Origin of the sequence: Pseudomonas sp. SB113 (assembly GCF_040754745.1) — a bacterium.
Classification (GTDB): Bacteria; Pseudomonadota; Gammaproteobacteria; order Pseudomonadales; family Pseudomonadaceae; genus Aquipseudomonas; species Aquipseudomonas grimontii.
Map to the genome: position 1 here is coordinate 41,325 of NZ_JBFMHW010000004.1, position 17,439 is coordinate 58,763.

Here is a 17,439-nt window from a genome sequence, read left to right on the forward strand (position 1 = left end):
ATGCCCCGGCATTACTGGTTGGAGGCATCCGCCGCCTTGATCAGGTCGGCCCCGATCTCGCCTTCGAACTTCTGCCACACGGGGCGCATCGCTTCACGCCACAACTGGCGTTGCTCGGGGGTCAGCTCGATGATTTCGCTGGTCTTGGCGTCGATGATCTTCTGCCTGGCCGACTGGTTCAGCGCTTCGGCCTGTTTGTTTACCTCGACGGTGACCTCGGCCATGACCTGCTCCAGGGTGCTGCGGATGTCCGGCGGCAGGCCGTTCCAGAACGTAGCATTGGTGATCACCATGTAGTCGATCAAGCCATGGTTGGACTCGGTGAAGTACTTCTGAACCTCGTTGACCTTCTGGCTTTCGTAGTTCGACCAGGTGTTCTCGGTGCCATTCACGGTGCCGGTCTGCAAGCCCTGGTACACCTCGGCAAAGCTCATCTTGCGCGGGTTGGCGCGGATCGCCTTGAACTGCTCTTCCAGCACGCTGGAGGCCTGCACGCGGAACTTAAGGCCTCGGGCGTCCTTGGGTTCATGCAGCGCCTTATTGGCGGAGAGTTGCTTGAGGCCGTTGTGCCAATAGGCCAGGCCGAGGATGTTCTTGTTCTGCATCGAGGTCAGCAGTTGCTTGCCCTCGGCGGCCTGGAAGCGGTCGACGGCGGCCAGGTCGTTGAACAGGAACGGCAGGTCATAGATCTGCACTTGCTTGGTGTATTGCTCGAACTTGGCCAGGGACGGTGCGAGCATCTGCACGTCGCCCAGCAGCAGGGCTTCCATTTCCTTACCGTCGCCGAACAGTGACGAGTTGGGGTACACCTCGACCTTGACCTTGCCTGGCAAGCGCTCTTCGGCAAGCTTCTTGAACAGCAACGCGCCCTGGCCCTTGGGGGTGTTTTCAGCGACCACGTGGGCGAACTTGATCACGATCGGGTCCGCCGCCTGGGCCAGGCCTGCGGCAAACAAGGTGGCGGCGCAGAACAGCGCCCGAGAAAGCTTGAGCATGGAAAATCACCTTCTTATTGTTGTGTTGTAGGGCAAGGTGCCTGATATGACGCGTGTAGTGAATTTCGAATTTTTGATACCTGCGTTCGGCCAGGCCGAACACCAACCTCAAGAAAAATGGAGATCCCCCTCCCACATTTGATTCGGTTTCGTCAGCTATAACTGTGCGAGCAGCCGCTGCGCCCGCAACAGCACCGGCGCATCCACCATATGCCCATCAATCTGGTAAGCCCCTGCCCCATGCGCCCCGGCGTCCACCACCCGCCGGGCCCAGGCCAGGTCCGCGGCGCTGGGTGCCAACGCTTCATGGATCACCGCCACCTGCTTGGGATGGATACACAACGCGCCGGCAAAGCCCATTTCATAGGCATGCCGGATCGAGCGGCGCAGGCCTTCGGGGTCGTCGATGGCCGGATGCACGCCGTCCAGGGGCGCCACCAGGCCGGCGGCGCGGGAGTGCACGATCAGCGCCAGGCGTGCCTGGTCGAGGGCGAACTGCGCGGCCGGGGAGTTGCTGCTCAGGTTAAGGTCCAGCGCCAGGTCCAGGCCGCCGAATGACAAACGTTCGACCTGCGGCGAATGGGCGATTTCAGCCACCGCCAGCAAGCCGCGTGCGCTTTCGATAATCGGCCAGATCACTTTACCGGCGGCGGCGACCACGGCGACCTGGGCCGCGCTTTCCACCTTCGGCAGCAGCACACCCGCCACGTTGGCGTGGGCTTTGCAAAACGCCACATCTTCGAAATGCTCGGCATGTTCCGGCGCGTTGATGCGCACCCACACCTCGGCCTGCGGGTGACTTTGCAGGAATGCCCCAAGGTTAGCCCGTGCCTGGCGCTTGAGCGGCTCTTCCACCGCGTCTTCAAAATCCACGATCACGGCGTCGGCGCCACTGGCGAGCGCCTTGGAAAATCGCTCCGGTCGGCTGCCGGGAACAAACAGCGCAGAGCGCACAAGAGAGTTTGGCATAACGGATTTCCTTATTAGATAACGCCGCGCGCGCGCAGGCTGTCGATGGCGTCGACGGAGTAACCGAGCTGATCGAGGATGCCCTGGCTGTGCTGCCCCAGCGCCGGCACGGCATCCATGCGCGGGGTAAACGCCGCATTGCGCGCCGGTGGCAACAGCGACGGCAACGGCCCGGCAGGGCTCGCCACTTCACGCCAACTGTCGCGGGCCTTGAGTTGCGGGTGGTCCCACACGCCTTGCATATCGTTGACGCGCGCGCTGGCGATCTGCGCGTCTTCCAGGCGCTGGATCACAGCCTCGGCGTCGAGCTGCGCAAAACTGTCGACGATGATCTGGCGCAGCGCCTCGCGGTTGGCCGAGCGTTTGAAGTTGGCGCTGAAGCGCTCATCCGTCGCCAGCCCAGGCGTGAGCAGCACCTTGTCGCAGAACGCCGCCCATTCGCGCTCGTTCTGCAAACCGAGCATCACCGTGCCGCCGTCGCCGGTGGGAAACGGCCCGTAAGGGTAGATCGTCGAATGCGCCGCGCCGGCACGTGGGGGCGGAGGCGCACCGTCGAACGCGTAGTACATCGGGTAGCCCATCCACTCCACCAGGCTTTCGAGCATGCTCACGTCGATGCGGCTGCCCTGCCCCGTCTTGCCACGCAGCAGCAGCGCCGAAAGGATGCCGCTGTAGGCGTACATGCCGGCGGAGATGTCAGCGATGGAGCAGCCGGCCTTGGCCATCTGGTCGTCACCCGGGCCACCGGTCACCGACAGAAAGCCGCCTTCGCTCTGGATCAGCAGGTCGTAGGCTTTCTTTTTCTCGTAGGGCCCGCCTTCGCCGTAGCCGGAAATATCGCAGACGATCAGCCGTGGAAACCGTGCATGCAGCGCCTCGAACGACAGGCCCATGCGGGCCGCCGCGCCCGGTGCAAGGTTCTGCACCAGCACATCGGCATCCGCCAGCAGGCTGTCGAGGATAGCGCCGGCTTCGTCCTGCTTGAGGTCCAGGGTGAGGCTTTCCTTGGAGCGGTTGGTCCACACGAAATGCGAGGCCAGGCCACGCACGCGCTCGTCGTAGCCACGGGCGAAGTCACCGGCACCGGGGCGCTCGATCTTGATCACACGGGCGCCGAGGTCGGCCAGTTGACGGGTGCAAAATGGCGCGGCAATCGCGTGTTCCAGGCTGACAACAGTGATGCCGTCCAGCGGTCGTTGGTGAGTCATGATGGTTCCTCAGAGCCAGTGGGCCATGGACGCGGCGTTGCGCAAATCCCAGACTTTGGCGATCAATGCGGCGGCCTGGGCCGGTGTGCGAGCACGACTGAACTGGGTGAGGCGCTGGAATTTATCCGCCAGTTCTTCACGGCTCAGGGTGTTGCCTGGGTCGCCCTTGGGTTCATCGATGGCGCCGTGCAGCGTGCGGCCGTCAACCGTGGTGACAGTGACGCGGCCGAGCCAGCGCTGCGGGTAGGCGCCATCGACCTCGGGGTCGAGGGTCATGCTGACCTTGTCGCGAAAGGCGGCGACGGCGGGATCGGTCAACGCCTGTGCGTGGAACTCGGTGAGCCCGGCCTTGCCATGGACGGCGATCAACCCCAGTACGGTGCCCATGGAGAACTTGGCCTGATGCACGCTGGCAGGCACGCCCACGCGGCCCAGCACGTCGATGGCGCCTTGGTGCACGCGGGTTTCCACGCGCGCGACATCGTCGGCATGCAGGCCTTCGCGTTGCATCAACTGCAACAACGCATCGGCTGCCGGGTGGGTATGGCGGCAGGAGGCGTGGAACTTGAACGAGGTTTCCAGCAGCGCCCACCGGCTGCCCAGGTCGGCCGACAACTTGCTCGGCTCGGCATCCGTGGACATACCCGCCGCCAACCCTTGGTCGCCTTCGAGGATATTGCGCGCACCGGTCAGGCCATCCGCCGTCAGGTAGGCAGCGAGCAAACCGTCTGCGGCCGCCTTGGCCGTGTGCAGTTGCTTGGAGTCGGCGGCATCGCGCAGGAACTCCCACAACCCGGCGGCCTGGGTGCCGGCGCTGCCGAGCAGATTGATGAACTGTTCCTCATTGAAATCCAGCAATTTACCCACCGCCACTGCTGCCGCCAGGGTGCCCACCGTGGCCGTGGTGTGGAAGATGCGGTAGTGGGAACGGCCCATGAATTCGCCGATGCGGATCCCGGCTTCATAACCGGCCACCGAGGCCAGCAACACGTCGCGGCCGGATTTACCGAGGTCTTGCGCGGCGGCCAAGGCGGCGGGAAACACCACGGTGGCCGGGTGCAGCACGGAGCTGTTGTGCAGGTCATCCTGCTCCACCAGATGGGACGCGGCGCCGTTGACCAGCGCGGCGAAATACGCGCTGCTGCCGCTGCCATTGACGATCACCTGCGCCGGGCCGCTGCTCGGCCCCATCTTTTGCGCATAGCGTTCAAACAACGGGATCGGGTGCGCGCCCTGGCTGGCCAACGCGGACGCCAGCCAATCCAGGAACAGGTCTTCGGTGCGCGCCAGCACGGGCTCGGGCAATTGCTCGTAGGTCAGCTCGGCCAGGAACCGACACAGGGCTTGGGTATGGCTCATGCGCAGGTCCTCAGAAGCTGCGTGGCAGTTCGAGCAGGTGCTCGGCCACGTAGGACAGGATCAGGTTGGTCGAGATCGGCGCCACCTGGTACAGGCGCGTCTCGCGGAATTTGCGCTCCACGTCGTACTCGCAGGCAAAGCCAAAGCCGCCGTGGGTTTGCAGGCAGGCATTGGCCGCTTCCCAGGACGCCTTGGCCGCCAGGTACTTGGCCATGTTCGCGCTGGCGCCGGCATTCACACCGCTGTCGTATTCCTCGCAGGCGCGCCAGCGCATCAGGTCGGCCGCTTCAATCTCTATATGGGCTTCGGCAATCGGAAACTGCACGCCCTGGTTCTGCCCGATGGGCCGGCCGAACACCACGCGGTCGCGGGCGTAGGCGCTGGCCTTTTCGATAAACCAGCGGCCGTCGCCGATGCATTCGGCGGCGATCAGGGTGCGTTCGGCGTTAAGGCCGTCGAGGATGTATCTGAAGCCCTTGCCCTCCTCGCCGATCAGGCTGTGTGCGGGTAGCTCAAGGTTGTCGAAGAACAACTCGTTAGTCTCGTGGTTGACCATGTTCGCGATGGGTTGCACAGTCAGGCCGTTGCCGATGGCCTCGCGCAGGTCGACCAAAAAGATCGACATGCCTTCGGACTTTTTCTTCACCTCGGCCAATGGCGTGGTGCGCGCCAACAGGATCATCAGGTCGGAATGCTGCACCCGCGAGATCCAGACTTTCTGGCCGTTGATCACGTAGTTGTCGCCACGCTTGATCGCGGTGGTCTTGATCTTGGTGGTGTCGGTACCGGTGGTGGGCTCGGTGACGGCCATGGATTGCAGGCGCAATTCGCCGCTGGCGAGCTTGGGCAGGTAGAAGCGTTTTTGCGCCTCGCTGCCGTGTCGCAACAGGGTAAACATGTTGTACATCTGGCCGTGCACGGTGCCGGAGTTGCCCCCGCAACGGTTGACCTCCTCAAGGATCACCGAGGCTTCGGCCAGGCCCAGGCCGGAGCCGCCGTACTCTTCGGGGATCATCGCCGACAGCCAGCCGGCCTCGGTCAACGCCTTGACGAAGGCTTCGGGGAAGCCTTTTTCCTCGTCGACCCTGCGCCAGTAGGCCGCATCAAATTCGGCGCACAAGGCGCGCACGCCGTCGCGGATGGCATTGAGTTCTTCGTTGTCATTCGGGTTCATCTAACGGCTCTCCGCCTGTTGTTCTTGGATTATTCGAAATGCACTTCAGCGGTTTGCGCCAGGCCATCGGCATTCCCGGCCCACAACGCCGCCACCCCGGTTTCGCGGATGCGCCCGCCCACTGCAAACGGCTGCGGCGCAATCAACGGGCGCACGCCGCGATAAGCAAAACGACGCACGCTGGCTTCGGGATGGGCGCGGCAAAACGCGCGCAGGCTCAAGGTCGCGATCAGCGGGCCATGCACCACCAGCCCGGCGTAGCCTTCGGTGCCGGTGACATAGGGGTAGTCGTAGTGAATGCGGTGACCGTTGAAGGTCACGGCGCTGTAGCGAAACAGCAGGGTCGGCGTGGGGTCGATCGCCTCGGACCACTCGCCCTGGGCGAGGGCCTCGCCGCTGCCCTGCTTGGGCGGCGTGGGCTCGCGGTAGACGATGTCCTGTTCTTCACGGATCGCCAGGCGACCGTCCTGGGCATAGTCGTGGCGCACGGTGACAAACAGCAGTGAGCCGCTGCGGCCGGTCTTTTCTTCGACCTGGGTAATGGTCGACACGCGGGTCGCCGCTTCGCCGGCACGCAGCGGGTGCAGAAACTCGATACGCCCACCGGCCCACATGCGGTTGCGGTTATCCGCCGGCGGCAGGAACCCACCACGGGCCGGGTGGCCGTCGCCGCCCAGGGCGCTTTCCGGCAGCGGGTCCTGGAAGAAGCACCACTGCCACAGCGGCGGCAGGTTCGCACCCTGCTCGGGAACGGCTTCGCCAAAGGTGGCGGCAATGCGTTTGAGCAGGTTATGGCTCAGGTGGTCGTGGGCGGTCTCGCTTCGGCCGATCCAGTCAGTCGCGCTCATCAGGTACAGGTCCTCGGGCAGTGAGTGTCTGCCCCGGATCATGCAAGCGCCGGCCCGTTCTGAGAATTTGCATTTCAATAAACCAGCGTTCGGTTATGCTGAACGCTCTTTTCCCGACATAACACGCGCGCGGCCCAGATCCGTAGCTGTCGAGCCCTGGCGAGGCTGCGTGAGGTCCTCACAAATACCCAGTATCACGGTGAACCGCCGCGAGAACGTGGATGGTCAGTGATGTCGGCGATGTGCCCAACGCAGCCTCGCTTGCGCTCGGCAGCTGCTACGGGAGCGTGAGATGGCGCGTAGCAGCTGTCGAGCCCTGGCGAGGCTACGTGAGGCTCTCACAAACACCCAGCATCACGGTGAATCGCCGCGAGAACATGGATGGTCAGTGATGTCGGCGATGTGCCCAACGCAGCCTCGCTTGCGCTCGGCAGCTGCTACGGGAGCGTGAGATGGCGCGTAGCAGCTGTCGAGCCTTGGCGAGGCTGCGTGAGGCTCTCACAAACACCCAGCATCACGATGAATCGCCGCGAGAATGTGGATGGTCAGTGACATCGGCGGTGTGCCCAACGCAGCCTCGCTTGCGCTCGGCAGCTGCTACGGGAGCGTGAGATGGCGCGTAGCAGCTGTCGAGCCCCGGCGAGGCTGCGTCGGGCGCGCTGTCGATTCAGGACCGAGTCGCAGCCTACGCAGCCTCGCTTGCGCTCGGCAGCTGCTACGGGGATTGCGCGGTGTTGGATAAGACAGTATCTACGGGGATTTGGGCGGTGTTGGATAGGACGGTATCTACCGGGTTCATTCATACGGGAGTTTTGCATGCACTTCGACTTGGCCGACCTGCGCCTGTTTATCCATATCGCCGAATCCCCCAGCCTGACCCAGGGCGCCAAACGCGCGTTCCTCTCGCCGGCCGCTGCGAGTGCGCGGATCAAGGCGCTGGAAGGCCAGCTCGACACACGCCTGCTGTACCGCGACAGCCGTGGCGTAGAGGTCACCCCGGCGGGCGAACGGTTGCTGCACCATGCACGGTTGATCATGCGCCAGGTGGATTACCTCAAGAGTGAGTTCACCCAATACGGCGCAGATTCCGCCGGGCATATCCGCATCTTCGCCAACACCACGGCGGTCACCGAGTTCCTCCCGGAGGTGCTGGCGGGCTTCCTGTCCCAGCGCCCTGGCGTGACCGTCGACCTGCAGGAGCGCTTATCCCGCGATATCGTGCGCGGCGTGCTGGATGGCACCAGCGACATGGGCATCATCGCCGGCCCCGTGGAGGCGGCCGGTTTGCAGGTATTGCACTTCAGCACCGACAAACTGGTGCTGATGGTGCCCGTCGGCCACGCCTTGGCCGATCAAGCCTCGGTCACGCTGGAACAGACCCTGGCCTATCAGCATATCGGCCTGCATGAAGGCAGCACCTTGCTCAGTTTCCTGCGTGAACACGTCGAGCGGCTGGGCAAGCATTTGTCGCTGCGTATCCAGGTATCGAGCTTCGAGGCGATTTGCCGGATGGTCGAAGCGGGCGTGGGCATCGGCATCATCCCCGAGTCCGCTGCCGTACGGCACAGCCGCACCATGCAACTGGTGGCGGTGACGCTGGACGAGCCGTGGGCTATTCGCGAGCGCAGTATTCTGGTTCGCGAGTTGGAAGCGTTGCCCGGCACGATCCGGGCATTGATTGCCACGCTGATGCCGGAAAGCACCTAAGCTCAGAAGTCACCTAGCCAGAGCAAACCTCCCATGCAGCTTGAAGGATCCTGCCACTGCGGCGCCGTGACGTTCAGCCTCACCAGTGCCCACCCCTACCCTTACCAGCGTTGCTATTGCTCGATCTGCCGCAAGACCCAGGGCGGCGGCGGTTATGCGATCAACCTGGCCGGGGATGCCAATAGCTTGCGGGTGCGCGGGCGCAAACAGATTTCGATCTACCACGCCCGGCTCAAGCCGGAGGGCGCCAGCCGTGCGCATGTGAGTAGCGCGCAGCGGCATTTCTGTTCGCAGTGCGGCAGTGCGCTATGGCTGTTCAGCCCGGAGTGGCCGGAGCTGATCCACCCGTTTGCCTCGGCCATCGACACGCCGTTGCCGGTGCCGCCCGAGCATACGCACCTGATGCTGGGCTCGAAGGCGCCGTGGGTCGAAGTCAGCGTGCGCAAAGGCGACCTGCAGTTTGATGAATACCCCGAAGAATCCATCGCACAGTGGCATGAACGCCTGGGGTTGAGCCGTTAACAGTCTTTGGCCGTTTCGCCACAAAGCTGTCGAATACCTCGGCCCCTCCCAGCGTTAACCGCCACCTTATGCAAACCAATTACTCGGCATACGCCCACGTCATGCGAAACGACGCCCCGCCCCACTCCGAATCCATCACTTGCACCTGCCCGCCATGCCACTGCGACACCCGCTGCACCAGCGCCAGGCCGAGGCCGAAACCGCCGGTGCGGCGATCGCGGCTGGCATCCAGGCGCGTGAAGGGCTGGAAAATCCTGGCCCGGCCTTCCTCGGGCACGCCGGGGCCGTCGTCACACACACGCACTTCGTAGCCCTCGCCGAACTTGACCAGCGACACCTCGACCCGACGCTCGGCATAACGAATGGCATTGCGCAGCAGGTTGATCAAGGCGCGGGCCATGAAGCGCGGCTCGATCTGGATAAAGTCGACCTCGCAGGTGCGCAACGACAGCTGGATACCGGCGGCCTCCGCCTCCAGCGCAACGCTGCCGATCACGCTGTCGAGCCAGCTGTGGGCCTCGATGCGTTCGCGGGTGACCTGGGTGGCGCCGCGCTCGAGGCTGGCGTAGGTGAGCAGTTCGGAAACCATCTCTTCCAGCTCGCCCAGGTCGGCGTACATGTCGGCGATCAATTCGCCCCGCTGGCGCGGGTCGGCCTGTTGCTTGAGTTGGTCGAGTTCGAACGATAACCGCGCAATCGGCGTGCGCAGTTCGTGGGACACAGCGTTGGTGAGTTCGCGCTGGTTGGCGATCAGGATTTCGATGCGCTCGGCCATGTGATTGAAGTGCCCGGCCAGTGCACGCACGGTGGAGCTGCGCGGCAGCAGGATGCGCGAGCCGAGGTCGTTGTCGCCGAAGCGTTGCGCGGCCAGGCGGATGTGCTCCAGGTCGCGCCAGTGCGGGCGCACCCAGAAATACAGCACGATGGCCAGGCACACCCCGAGAAAACCATAGGCCCACAGGTATAACCACTTGGGCTCTTCCGGCAGCTTGATTTCCAGCAGTTGCGGGCCACCGTCGATGGCCGCCAGAAACTCCATGAAGTCGCCGCGCACCACCAGCAGCCCCTGGTCCAACAGCGTTTGTTCGCGCTCGGTCAGGGCCTGGGAGTCCTTCTGCACCAGCTTCAGGCGCAGCCCGTAATGGGGCTGCAGCTCGGCCAACCGGGCCTGGCGCTCATCCCCGCGCAGCGCACGCAATTGCTCCACCAACCCATACGCCGGGCCACGCAGGGCTTCGCGGTTATAGGTTTCGTTGGCTTCGGGGAGCAGCTCGTCGAAGGTGTAGTTGACCAGCCAGATCGCCCCTGCCAGGCCGATCGCCAGAATCACATACAGGCGCAGAAACAGGCGCAGCATCTAGACCTCCCACGCAAACGGATTGAACAGATAGCCCTTGCCCCAGATGGTCTTGATGCACACCGGCTCACGGGGGTTGTCGTTGAGCTTGCCGCGCAACTTGCTGATGTACACGTCGACGCTGCGGTTAAGGCCGTCGAAGGCGATGCCGCGCATGCGATTGAGGATGTCGTCGCGGGAAAGGATCTTGCCCGCGCTGCTGGCCAGCAACCACAGCAGTTCGAACTCCATGGTGGTGAGGTCGATCTGCTCGTCGCCCAGGCTGACCACCCGGCAACTGCGGTCAATCGCCAACCGGCCGAACGCGAGGGCGCCGCGTACCGTCGGCTCCGGCGCCTGGCGACGTTGCAGGGCGCGCAGGCGTGCCAGCAGTACCGGCGGTTTGATCGGTTTGATCACATAGTCGTCGGCACCCGACTCCAGGCCGAGGATGTGGTCGAGGTCGTCTTCCTTGGCGGTGAGGATCACAATGGGTGTGTCGGACACCGTGCGGATCTCGCGGCACACATGCAGGCCGCTCTGGCCCGGCAGCATCAGGTCGAGCACGACGATCTTGGGTTTGAAGTCGAGGAATGCCGCCAGGGCTTCGTCGCCGCGGTGCACCACGCGCACCTCAAAACCATGCTGTGACAGAAAATGCGCGATCAGCCCTGCCAGTTTCTCGTCGTCCTCAACGAGCAGGACCTTGCCCAGACCCAGGTTTTCCATAAGTTCTCAGTGTGCAGACGCGGATTGAAGAGCGGGCATTATAGGTGGCAAGCTGGGCAACTAAAGCAACTGGCCAGCTGGCGCCACCGAAGCTTCATGCTTTTAAGAGTTTTTAACAAATAGCCCGCAATCTTTAACGCCATTCACAGGGAGTTGTATGCGCAAGGATTACCTGGCGTTCTTCGTTTCACTGTTCCTGTCTCGCCTGGCGGACCAGATTCTGCTGTTTATCGTGCCGCTGATCGTGTTTCAGACCACCCACAGTGTGTCCTGGGCGGGGCTGGCGTTTTTCGTCGAGTCACTGCCGCGCTATCTCGCGTTTCCGGTGTGCGGGGCGTTGTGCGACAAGTTCTCTCCCGTGCGTATCCTGCATATCAGCCAGGTTTACCGGGCATTGGCCTGTGTAGTGGCGGTGGCATTGTATGGGATGTTCGACGGTATCTACTGGCTGGTGCTGCTGTCGGCGTTGTGCGGGGTGCTGACGACCCAGGGCATCATGGCTCGCGAAGTGTTGATGCCGCATGTCTTCCAGCAGTACAGCTATGCCAAGACCCTCTCCTACTCGCAGATCGCCGACCAGAGCGGCCTGGTGCTGGGGCCGCTGGTGGCCGCGCTGATGCTGGAGGTGTGGGCCTGGCATTGGGTGGTGCTGGGGATTGCCGGGCTGTTTGTGCTCGCGGACCTGGCCATGCTGGCCTGGCAGCGTAAAACCACGGCAAGCCTGGAAACCCATCAGCAGCATCGGGATATCTGGCTGCAACCGCTGCGTATCGCATTCGGGCATATCCATAACCTGGCGGACTTGAAGCGGATCATTACCCTGGCGGTCGGTGTGAACCTGATCATCGGTGTGACGCTGGCCACCTCCGCCGCCATGGTCACCGGCCTTTACGCCGCCAACAAGGACACCTATGCCTTGCTGCAGGCGGCCGGCGCGGCGGTGACCATCGCGATTCTGTTTTACCTGGCGCGCGCCACCTTGCCTTTGAAAGTGCTGGGCGGGCTGTCTTATTCGATGATCGGCGCCGGCGCGTTGATCATGGCGGTCAGTCCCAACCTGTGGGCGTACACCCTGGGCTTCCTGCTGGTCACCGGCTTCGACAAGATGTTCAACGTTTACCTGCGCAGCACCCGTCAGCGGGTCATTCCCGTGCAGGACTTCGGCAAGACCGTGGGCGTGATCACCTTGCTCAACAACCTGGCCCAGCCCTTGGCGGGCTTGTTGATTGCGCTGCTGGCAGCGCTGGGGATGCAAACGGTGATCCTGCTACTGACCGGGATCACCGCATTGATCGGCGTGGCCGTGGCCTCAGGCTGGCACGCCACTGTGAAAGCGGAACTCGATGTCGGGTGATTCGATCAGTTCCTGCTCGGCCGCCCTCACCCGCTCGATCACCTGGGCGATGTCCTTGGCGTCGCCGTACTGGTAGGCCAGCTTCAGGTAACCCTGGAAGTGCCGCGCCTCGCTTTTCAGCAGGCCGAAGTAGAACTTGCCGAGTTCTTCGTCCAAATGCGGCACCAGTGCTTCGAAACGCTCGCAACTGCGTGCTTCGATAAAGGCGCCGACCACCAGGGTATCGACCAGCTTGACCGGCTCATGGCTGCGCACCACCTTGCGCAAACCGGAGGCATAGCGCCCGGCATGGAGCTGGCGCAATTCGACCTTGCGCTTTTTCATCAGGCGCATGACCTGCTCGTGGTGCACCAGTTCTTCCCGGGCCAGGCGCGACATCATATTGATCAGGTCAACGTGGCCGTGGTACTTGGCGATCAGGCTCAGGGCGGTGCTGGCCGCTTTGAATTCGCAGTTCTTGTGGTCGATCAACAGGGTGTCCTGATCGGCCAATGCGGCCTGCACCCAGGCATCGGGGGTGGGGCAACCGAGGAATTCGTGGATTTCGGGCAGGTTCATCGGGCTCACGGGCAAAGGGTCACAAAAGGCCGCCGATTATACCGACCGCGCCGCAGACCACCAGCCACCGGCCTTGATGTGCATCAACATGACGTCTGGCGAGCAGCAACTATAGTTATTCCACGTCCACCTTTTTGGAGATCCGATCATGCAAGCCATTCGCAGCATCCTGGTGGTCATTGAGCCCGAACATTCGGAAAGCCTGGCCCTCAAGCGCGCCAAACTGATCGCCGGGGTTACCGGCGCGCATCTGCACTTGCTGGTCTGCGACAAGAAACATGAGCATTCGGCGCTGTTGAGCCTGCTCAAGTCAGGCTTGCAGGAGGACGGTTACAGCGTGACCACCGAGCAAGCGTGGAACGACAGCCTGCATGACACCATTATCGACGTGCAGCAGGCCGAAGGCTGCGGGCTGGTGATCAAGCAGCATTTTCCCGACAGCCCGCTGAAAAAAGCGCTGCTGACGCCGGCGGACTGGAAGCTGTTGCGCTTCTGCCCGACGCCGGTGTTGCTGGTCAAGACGTCCACGCCTTGGGCGGAGAGAGTGATTCTGGCGGCGATTGATGTGGGCAATACCGATGGCGAGCACCGCTCGCTGCACAACTCAATCATTGACCACGGCTTTGATATTGCCAGCCTGGCCAAGGCGCAGTTGCACGTGATCAGCGCCCACCCATCGCCGATGTTGTCGGCGGCGGACCCGACGTTCCAGCTCAAGGAAACCATCGCAGAGCGTTATCGGGAGCAGTGCAAGGCGTTCCAGGCTGAATTCGACGTGGATGACGCGCACCTGCATATTGAGGAAGGCCCGGCGGATGTGCTGATTCCCTTCGCGGCGCATAAATGGCAGGCGGCCGTTACCATCATCGGCACCGTTGCGCGCACCGGGATTTCCGGGGCGCTGATCGGCAATACGGCGGAGGTGATACTGGATGCGGTGGAAAGCGATGTACTGGTGCTCAAGCCGCAGACATTGATGGACCACCTGCAAGAACTGGCGACCAAGGCCTGACGCCGATCCCCCAGACAACCGAGATCCAATGTGGGAGGGGGCTTACCCCCGATAGCGGTGTATCAGTCAGCTAATCTGTAGCTGACGCACCGCCATCGGGGGCTTGCCCCCTCCCACATTTGGATTCATGTTGTCAGTCAGCCAGTGCATCTTTCAGGAACCCCGGCGCGATATAGCGCTGGTAGTGGGCCTCGGACAGGATAAAGAACTCGCGGTCGATGGCATCGCGCAGTTCCGGCAAGGCCCAGTCACGGAACTCCGGCAACAGCACCATGCCGTACGCCTCGAGGCTATTGATCACCCGCGCCCCCCGGGCAATCAACTGGTACGCCCAGCAGTACTCGGACTGGTGCGGCACGAAACGGATCTTGCGCTGCTCCAGCTGACCGCGCAGGGTCTTGGGGTCGAAAATCTCGAGCTTGCCGGCCATCACCTGCACCAGCAGTTGCTCCAGCCGCAGCCATACCGCGCGCTTTTCCTCTTCGTTATAGCCATTCCACTGGATCACTTCGTGGTGGAAGCGCTTGCAGCCGCGGCACACGAGATCGCCGTAAACCGTGGAGCAGAGGCCGACGCAGGGGGTCTTGATGGCTTGGTTGGACATGGGCAGCAACACACAAATCAGCGAAACAGTGCGCCATGTTAGCCCTTTGTCTAAGGTTGATCACCCAGCAAACTTGGCGAGGTAACTTACCTTTAGATTTTTTTTGCCGTAGAATCATCCGGCCTTGTAAGGCGCCAATAATCCGCTGGAAGCTGTTTTCAAAGCGTCACGAGCACAGTCGTTCCTTCAGAACGGTGTTGGCGCAGGTTCGACCCGCCAGGTCAGAACCCGCGCCAACCCTCATCAGCTCCGTTCTGCAGGCGTAAAACTTTGAAAGCAGCTTCTGTAAGGAATGCCGGCAGCGCTGGCTTTGCGGCCCAAAAAGCCCCCGAGCGCATGCGTGCCGTTCATTTCTGGATGAGCGTCCCGTGGGACCACTGATGAGGGTAATAACTGTGCTTGAAGCCTACCGCAAACATATCGAAGAGCGCGCAGCACTGGGTATCGTTCCCCAGCCGCTTAACGCCGAACAAACCGCAGGCCTGGTCGAGCTGCTGAAAAATCCTCCGGCTGGCGAAGAAGAATTCCTCGTTGACCTGATCACCAACCGCATTCCACCAGGCGTTGACGAAGCTGCCTACGTCAAGGCCGGTTTCCTGTCTGCCCTGGCCAAGGGCGAAGCCACTTCCCCCCTGATCGACAAGAAACGCGCTGTTGAACTGCTCGGCACCATGCAGGGCGGCTATAACATCGTGACTTTGGTCGAGCTGCTGGACGACGCCGAACTGGCGCCTGTCGCGGCCGCCCAACTCAAGCACACCCTGCTGATGTTCGATGCGTTCCACGACGTCGCCGAAAAAGCCCGCAACGGCAACGAACACGCCAAAGGCGTGATCCAGTCCTGGGCTGACGGCGAGTGGTTCCGCAACCGCCCGACCCTGGCCGACAAGATCAGCCTGCGCGTGTTCAAGGTTACCGGCGAAACCAACACCGATGACCTGTCCCCTGCCCCGGACGCCTGGTCCCGCCCTGACATCCCGCTGCACGCCCTGGCCATGCTGAAAATGGCCCGCGAAGGCATCGTGCCGGACGAGCAAGGCAAGACCGGCCCGATGAAGCAGATCGAAGAAATGCGCGGCCAGGGCTTCCCGATCGCCTACGTCGGTGACGTGGTCGGTACCGGCTCTTCGCGTAAATCCGCGACCAACTCGGTACTGTGGTTCTTCGGCGACGACGTTCCTTACGTGCCGAACAAGCGCGCCGGCGGCTTCTGCTTCGGCAGCAAGATCGCGCCAATCTTCTACAACACCATGGAAGATGCCGGCGCACTGCCAATCGAATTCGACGTGACCAACATGAACATGGGCGACGTGATCGACCTGTACCCTCATGCTGGCAAAGTCTGCAAACACGGCACCGACGAAGTCCTGACCACCTTCGAAATGAAGACCCCGGTCCTGTTGGACGAAGTTCGCGCCGGCGGCCGTATCCCGCTGATCATCGGCCGTGGCCTGACCGACAAGGCTCGCGCCGAGCTGGGCCTGGGCCCTACCGACCTGTTCAAGCTGCCTGAAGCACCAGTCGACACTGGCAAGGGTTTCACCCTGGCCCAGAAAATGGTCGGCAAGGCCTGCGGCCTGCCGGAAGGCAAAGGCGTTCGCCCAGGTACTTACTGCGAACCGAAGATGACCACCGTGGGTTCCCAGGACACCACCGGTCCGATGACCCGTGACGAACTGAAAGACCTGGCGTGCCTGGGCTTCTCGACCGACCTGGTGATGCAGTCCTTCTGCCACACCGCGGCGTATCCAAAGCCGATCGACGTGACCACCCACCACACCCTGCCTGACTTCATCATGACCCGTGGCGGTGTATCGCTGCGTCCAGGCGACGGCATCATCCACAGCTGGCTGAACCGCATGCTGCTGCCGGATACCGTCGGCACCGGTGGTGACTCCCACACCCGTTTCCCGATGGGCATCTCGTTCCCGGCCGGCTCCGGCCTGGTCGCGTTCGCCGCAGCCACTGGCGTTATGCCTCTGGACATGCCGGAATCGATCCTGGTGCGCTTCAAAGGCAAAATGAAACCTGGCATCACCCTGCGTGACCTGGTTCATGCCATTCCTTACTACGCGATCCAGTCCGGCCTGCTGACCGTAGAGAAGAAAGGCAAGAAAAACGCCTTCTCCGGCCGCATCCTGGAAATCGAAGGCCTGAACGACCTGACGCTGGAGCAGGCTTTCGAGCTGTCCGACGCCTCGGCCGAACGTTCGGCTGCCGGTTGCACCATCAAGCTGTCGAAAGAATCCGTCACCGAGTACCTGAACTCCAACATCACCCTGCTGCGCTGGATGATCGGCGAAGGCTACGGCGATGCACGCACCCTGGAACGTCGTGCCCAAGCGATGGAAGCCTGGGTTGCCAACCCGGAACTGATGGAAGCCGATGCCGACGCGGAATACGCCGAAGTCATCGAGATCGACCTGGCCGAAATCAACGAGCCGATCCTCTGCGCACCGAACGACCCGGACGATGCCCGTCTGTTGTCCAGCGTTGCCGGCGAGAAGATCGACGAAGTGTTCATCGGTTCGTGCATGACCAACATCGGTCACTTCCGCGCTGCCGGTAAGCTGCTGGAGCAGGTCAAGGGTCAGCTGCCAACCCGTCTGTGGCTGTCGCCGCCGACCAAGATGGACGCTCACCAGTTGACCGAAGAAGGCTACTACGGCATCTACGGCAAGGCTGGCGCGCGCATGGAAATGCCGGGCTGCTCGCTGTGCATGGGTAACCAGGCACGTGTAGAGCCGAACTCGACCGTTGTATCGACCTCGACTCGTAACTTCCCGAACCGTCTGGGTGATGGCGCGAACGTCTACCTGGCTTCGGCTGAGCTGGCGGCAGTCGCCTCCACCCTGGGTCGCCTGCCGACCGTTGAAGAGTACATGGGCTACGCAGCGAAACTGGACACCATGGCCAGTGACGTCTACCGCTACCTGAACTTCGACCAGATCGCCGAGTTCCGCAAAATCGCAGCAAGCGCCAACATCCCGGTGATTCAAGCTTAACCGTGTGTTGATGTGAAAGACGCCGCGTATCGCAAGGTACGCGGCGTTTTTTATGCCTG

General features: G+C 62.5%; 15 protein-coding genes. 5 read left to right on the top strand and 10 right to left on the bottom strand.

Annotation, left to right across the window (positions count from 1 at the left end; all coding sequences use genetic code 11):
- Positions 1-11: 11 nt before the first annotated feature.
- The 6 genes from AB1462_RS06825 to AB1462_RS06850 all read right to left on the bottom strand — a co-directional run bounded on the left by AB1462_RS06825 (position 12) and on the right by AB1462_RS06850 (position 6,553).
- A complete protein-coding gene (locus AB1462_RS06825) occupies positions 12-995 on the bottom strand; it encodes a TRAP transporter substrate-binding protein (RefSeq protein ID WP_090403531.1) in 984 nt (327 codons plus the stop codon).
- Between the two features lie 156 nt (positions 996-1,151).
- On the bottom strand, positions 1,152-1,964 hold the full coding sequence (locus AB1462_RS06830; protein WP_367246423.1) for a CoA ester lyase: 813 nt from the start codon (positions 1,962-1,964) through the stop codon (positions 1,152-1,154).
- A gap of 14 nt (positions 1,965-1,978) precedes the next feature.
- Entirely contained in the window at positions 1,979-3,172 is a 1,194-nt protein-coding gene (locus AB1462_RS06835) for a CaiB/BaiF CoA-transferase family protein (protein WP_090403527.1), read from the bottom strand.
- A gap of 9 nt (positions 3,173-3,181) precedes the next feature.
- The gene (locus AB1462_RS06840) at positions 3,182-4,531 is read right to left on the bottom strand and encodes an MmgE/PrpD family protein (RefSeq protein ID WP_315337881.1); all 1,350 of its coding nucleotides are present in this window, start codon (positions 4,529-4,531) and stop codon (positions 3,182-3,184) included.
- Positions 4,532-4,541: 10 nt separating this feature from the next.
- Complete coding sequence (locus AB1462_RS06845; RefSeq protein WP_259193046.1) at positions 4,542-5,705, bottom strand: acyl-CoA dehydrogenase family protein; 1,164 nt, start codon at positions 5,703-5,705, stop codon at positions 4,542-4,544.
- 29 nt (positions 5,706-5,734) lie between these two features.
- Positions 5,735-6,553: a MaoC family dehydratase N-terminal domain-containing protein gene (locus AB1462_RS06850; protein WP_367246424.1), complete on the bottom strand. Its 819-nt coding sequence runs from the start codon at positions 6,551-6,553 to the stop codon at positions 5,735-5,737.
- Positions 6,554-7,369: 816 nt separating this feature from the next.
- On the opposite strand from AB1462_RS06850, the gene AB1462_RS06855 reads away from it, so the two are divergent.
- Together AB1462_RS06855 and AB1462_RS06860 are read left to right on the top strand one after the other, a co-directional pair.
- A complete protein-coding gene (locus AB1462_RS06855) occupies positions 7,370-8,260 on the top strand; it encodes a LysR family transcriptional regulator (RefSeq protein ID WP_090403519.1) in 891 nt (296 codons plus the stop codon).
- Between the two features lie 33 nt (positions 8,261-8,293).
- Positions 8,294-8,782, top strand: a complete 489-nt coding sequence (locus tag AB1462_RS06860; protein WP_090403517.1) for a GFA family protein — start codon at positions 8,294-8,296, stop codon at positions 8,780-8,782.
- 79 nt (positions 8,783-8,861) lie between these two features.
- On the opposite strand, the gene AB1462_RS06865 is transcribed toward AB1462_RS06860, so the two are convergent.
- Both AB1462_RS06865 and AB1462_RS06870 read right to left on the bottom strand, forming a co-directional pair.
- Positions 8,862-10,139: an ATP-binding protein gene (locus AB1462_RS06865; RefSeq protein ID WP_367246427.1), complete on the bottom strand. Its 1,278-nt coding sequence runs from the start codon at positions 10,137-10,139 to the stop codon at positions 8,862-8,864.
- Positions 10,140-10,847, bottom strand: a complete 708-nt coding sequence (locus AB1462_RS06870) for a response regulator (protein WP_065928008.1) — start codon at positions 10,845-10,847, stop codon at positions 10,140-10,142.
- Positions 10,848-11,004: 157 nt separating this feature from the next.
- Here AB1462_RS06870 and AB1462_RS06875 point away from each other — a divergent pair, with 157 nt between their 5' ends.
- A complete protein-coding gene (locus tag AB1462_RS06875; RefSeq protein WP_367246428.1) occupies positions 11,005-12,201 on the top strand; it encodes an MFS transporter in 1,197 nt (398 codons plus the stop codon).
- Here the strand turns inward: AB1462_RS06875 and AB1462_RS06880 are convergent.
- On the bottom strand, positions 12,157-12,759 hold the full coding sequence (locus AB1462_RS06880) for a tRNA isopentenyl-2-thiomethyl-A-37 hydroxylase MiaE (protein WP_090403510.1): 603 nt from the start codon (positions 12,757-12,759) through the stop codon (positions 12,157-12,159). The genes AB1462_RS06875 and AB1462_RS06880 overlap by 45 nt on opposite strands.
- Before the next feature lie 148 nt (positions 12,760-12,907).
- Here AB1462_RS06880 and AB1462_RS06885 point away from each other — a divergent pair, with 148 nt between their 5' ends.
- Positions 12,908-13,771 (top strand): universal stress protein, encoded by an 864-nt coding sequence (locus tag AB1462_RS06885; RefSeq protein WP_259193050.1) that lies wholly within the window; start codon positions 12,908-12,910, stop codon positions 13,769-13,771.
- A gap of 133 nt (positions 13,772-13,904) precedes the next feature.
- Here AB1462_RS06885 and AB1462_RS06890 read toward each other — a convergent pair whose 3' ends face one another.
- Positions 13,905-14,375 carry a DUF1289 domain-containing protein gene (locus AB1462_RS06890; RefSeq protein ID WP_315337878.1) on the bottom strand — a complete coding sequence of 157 codons (471 nt, stop codon included), beginning with the start codon at positions 14,373-14,375 and terminating at the stop codon, positions 13,905-13,907.
- Between the two features lie 395 nt (positions 14,376-14,770).
- Here AB1462_RS06890 and acnB point away from each other — a divergent pair, with 395 nt between their 5' ends.
- Positions 14,771-17,380, top strand: a complete 2,610-nt coding sequence (gene acnB / locus AB1462_RS06895; RefSeq protein ID WP_090403504.1) for a bifunctional aconitate hydratase 2/2-methylisocitrate dehydratase — start codon at positions 14,771-14,773, stop codon at positions 17,378-17,380.
- The last annotated feature ends 59 nt before the right edge of the window (positions 17,381-17,439 follow it).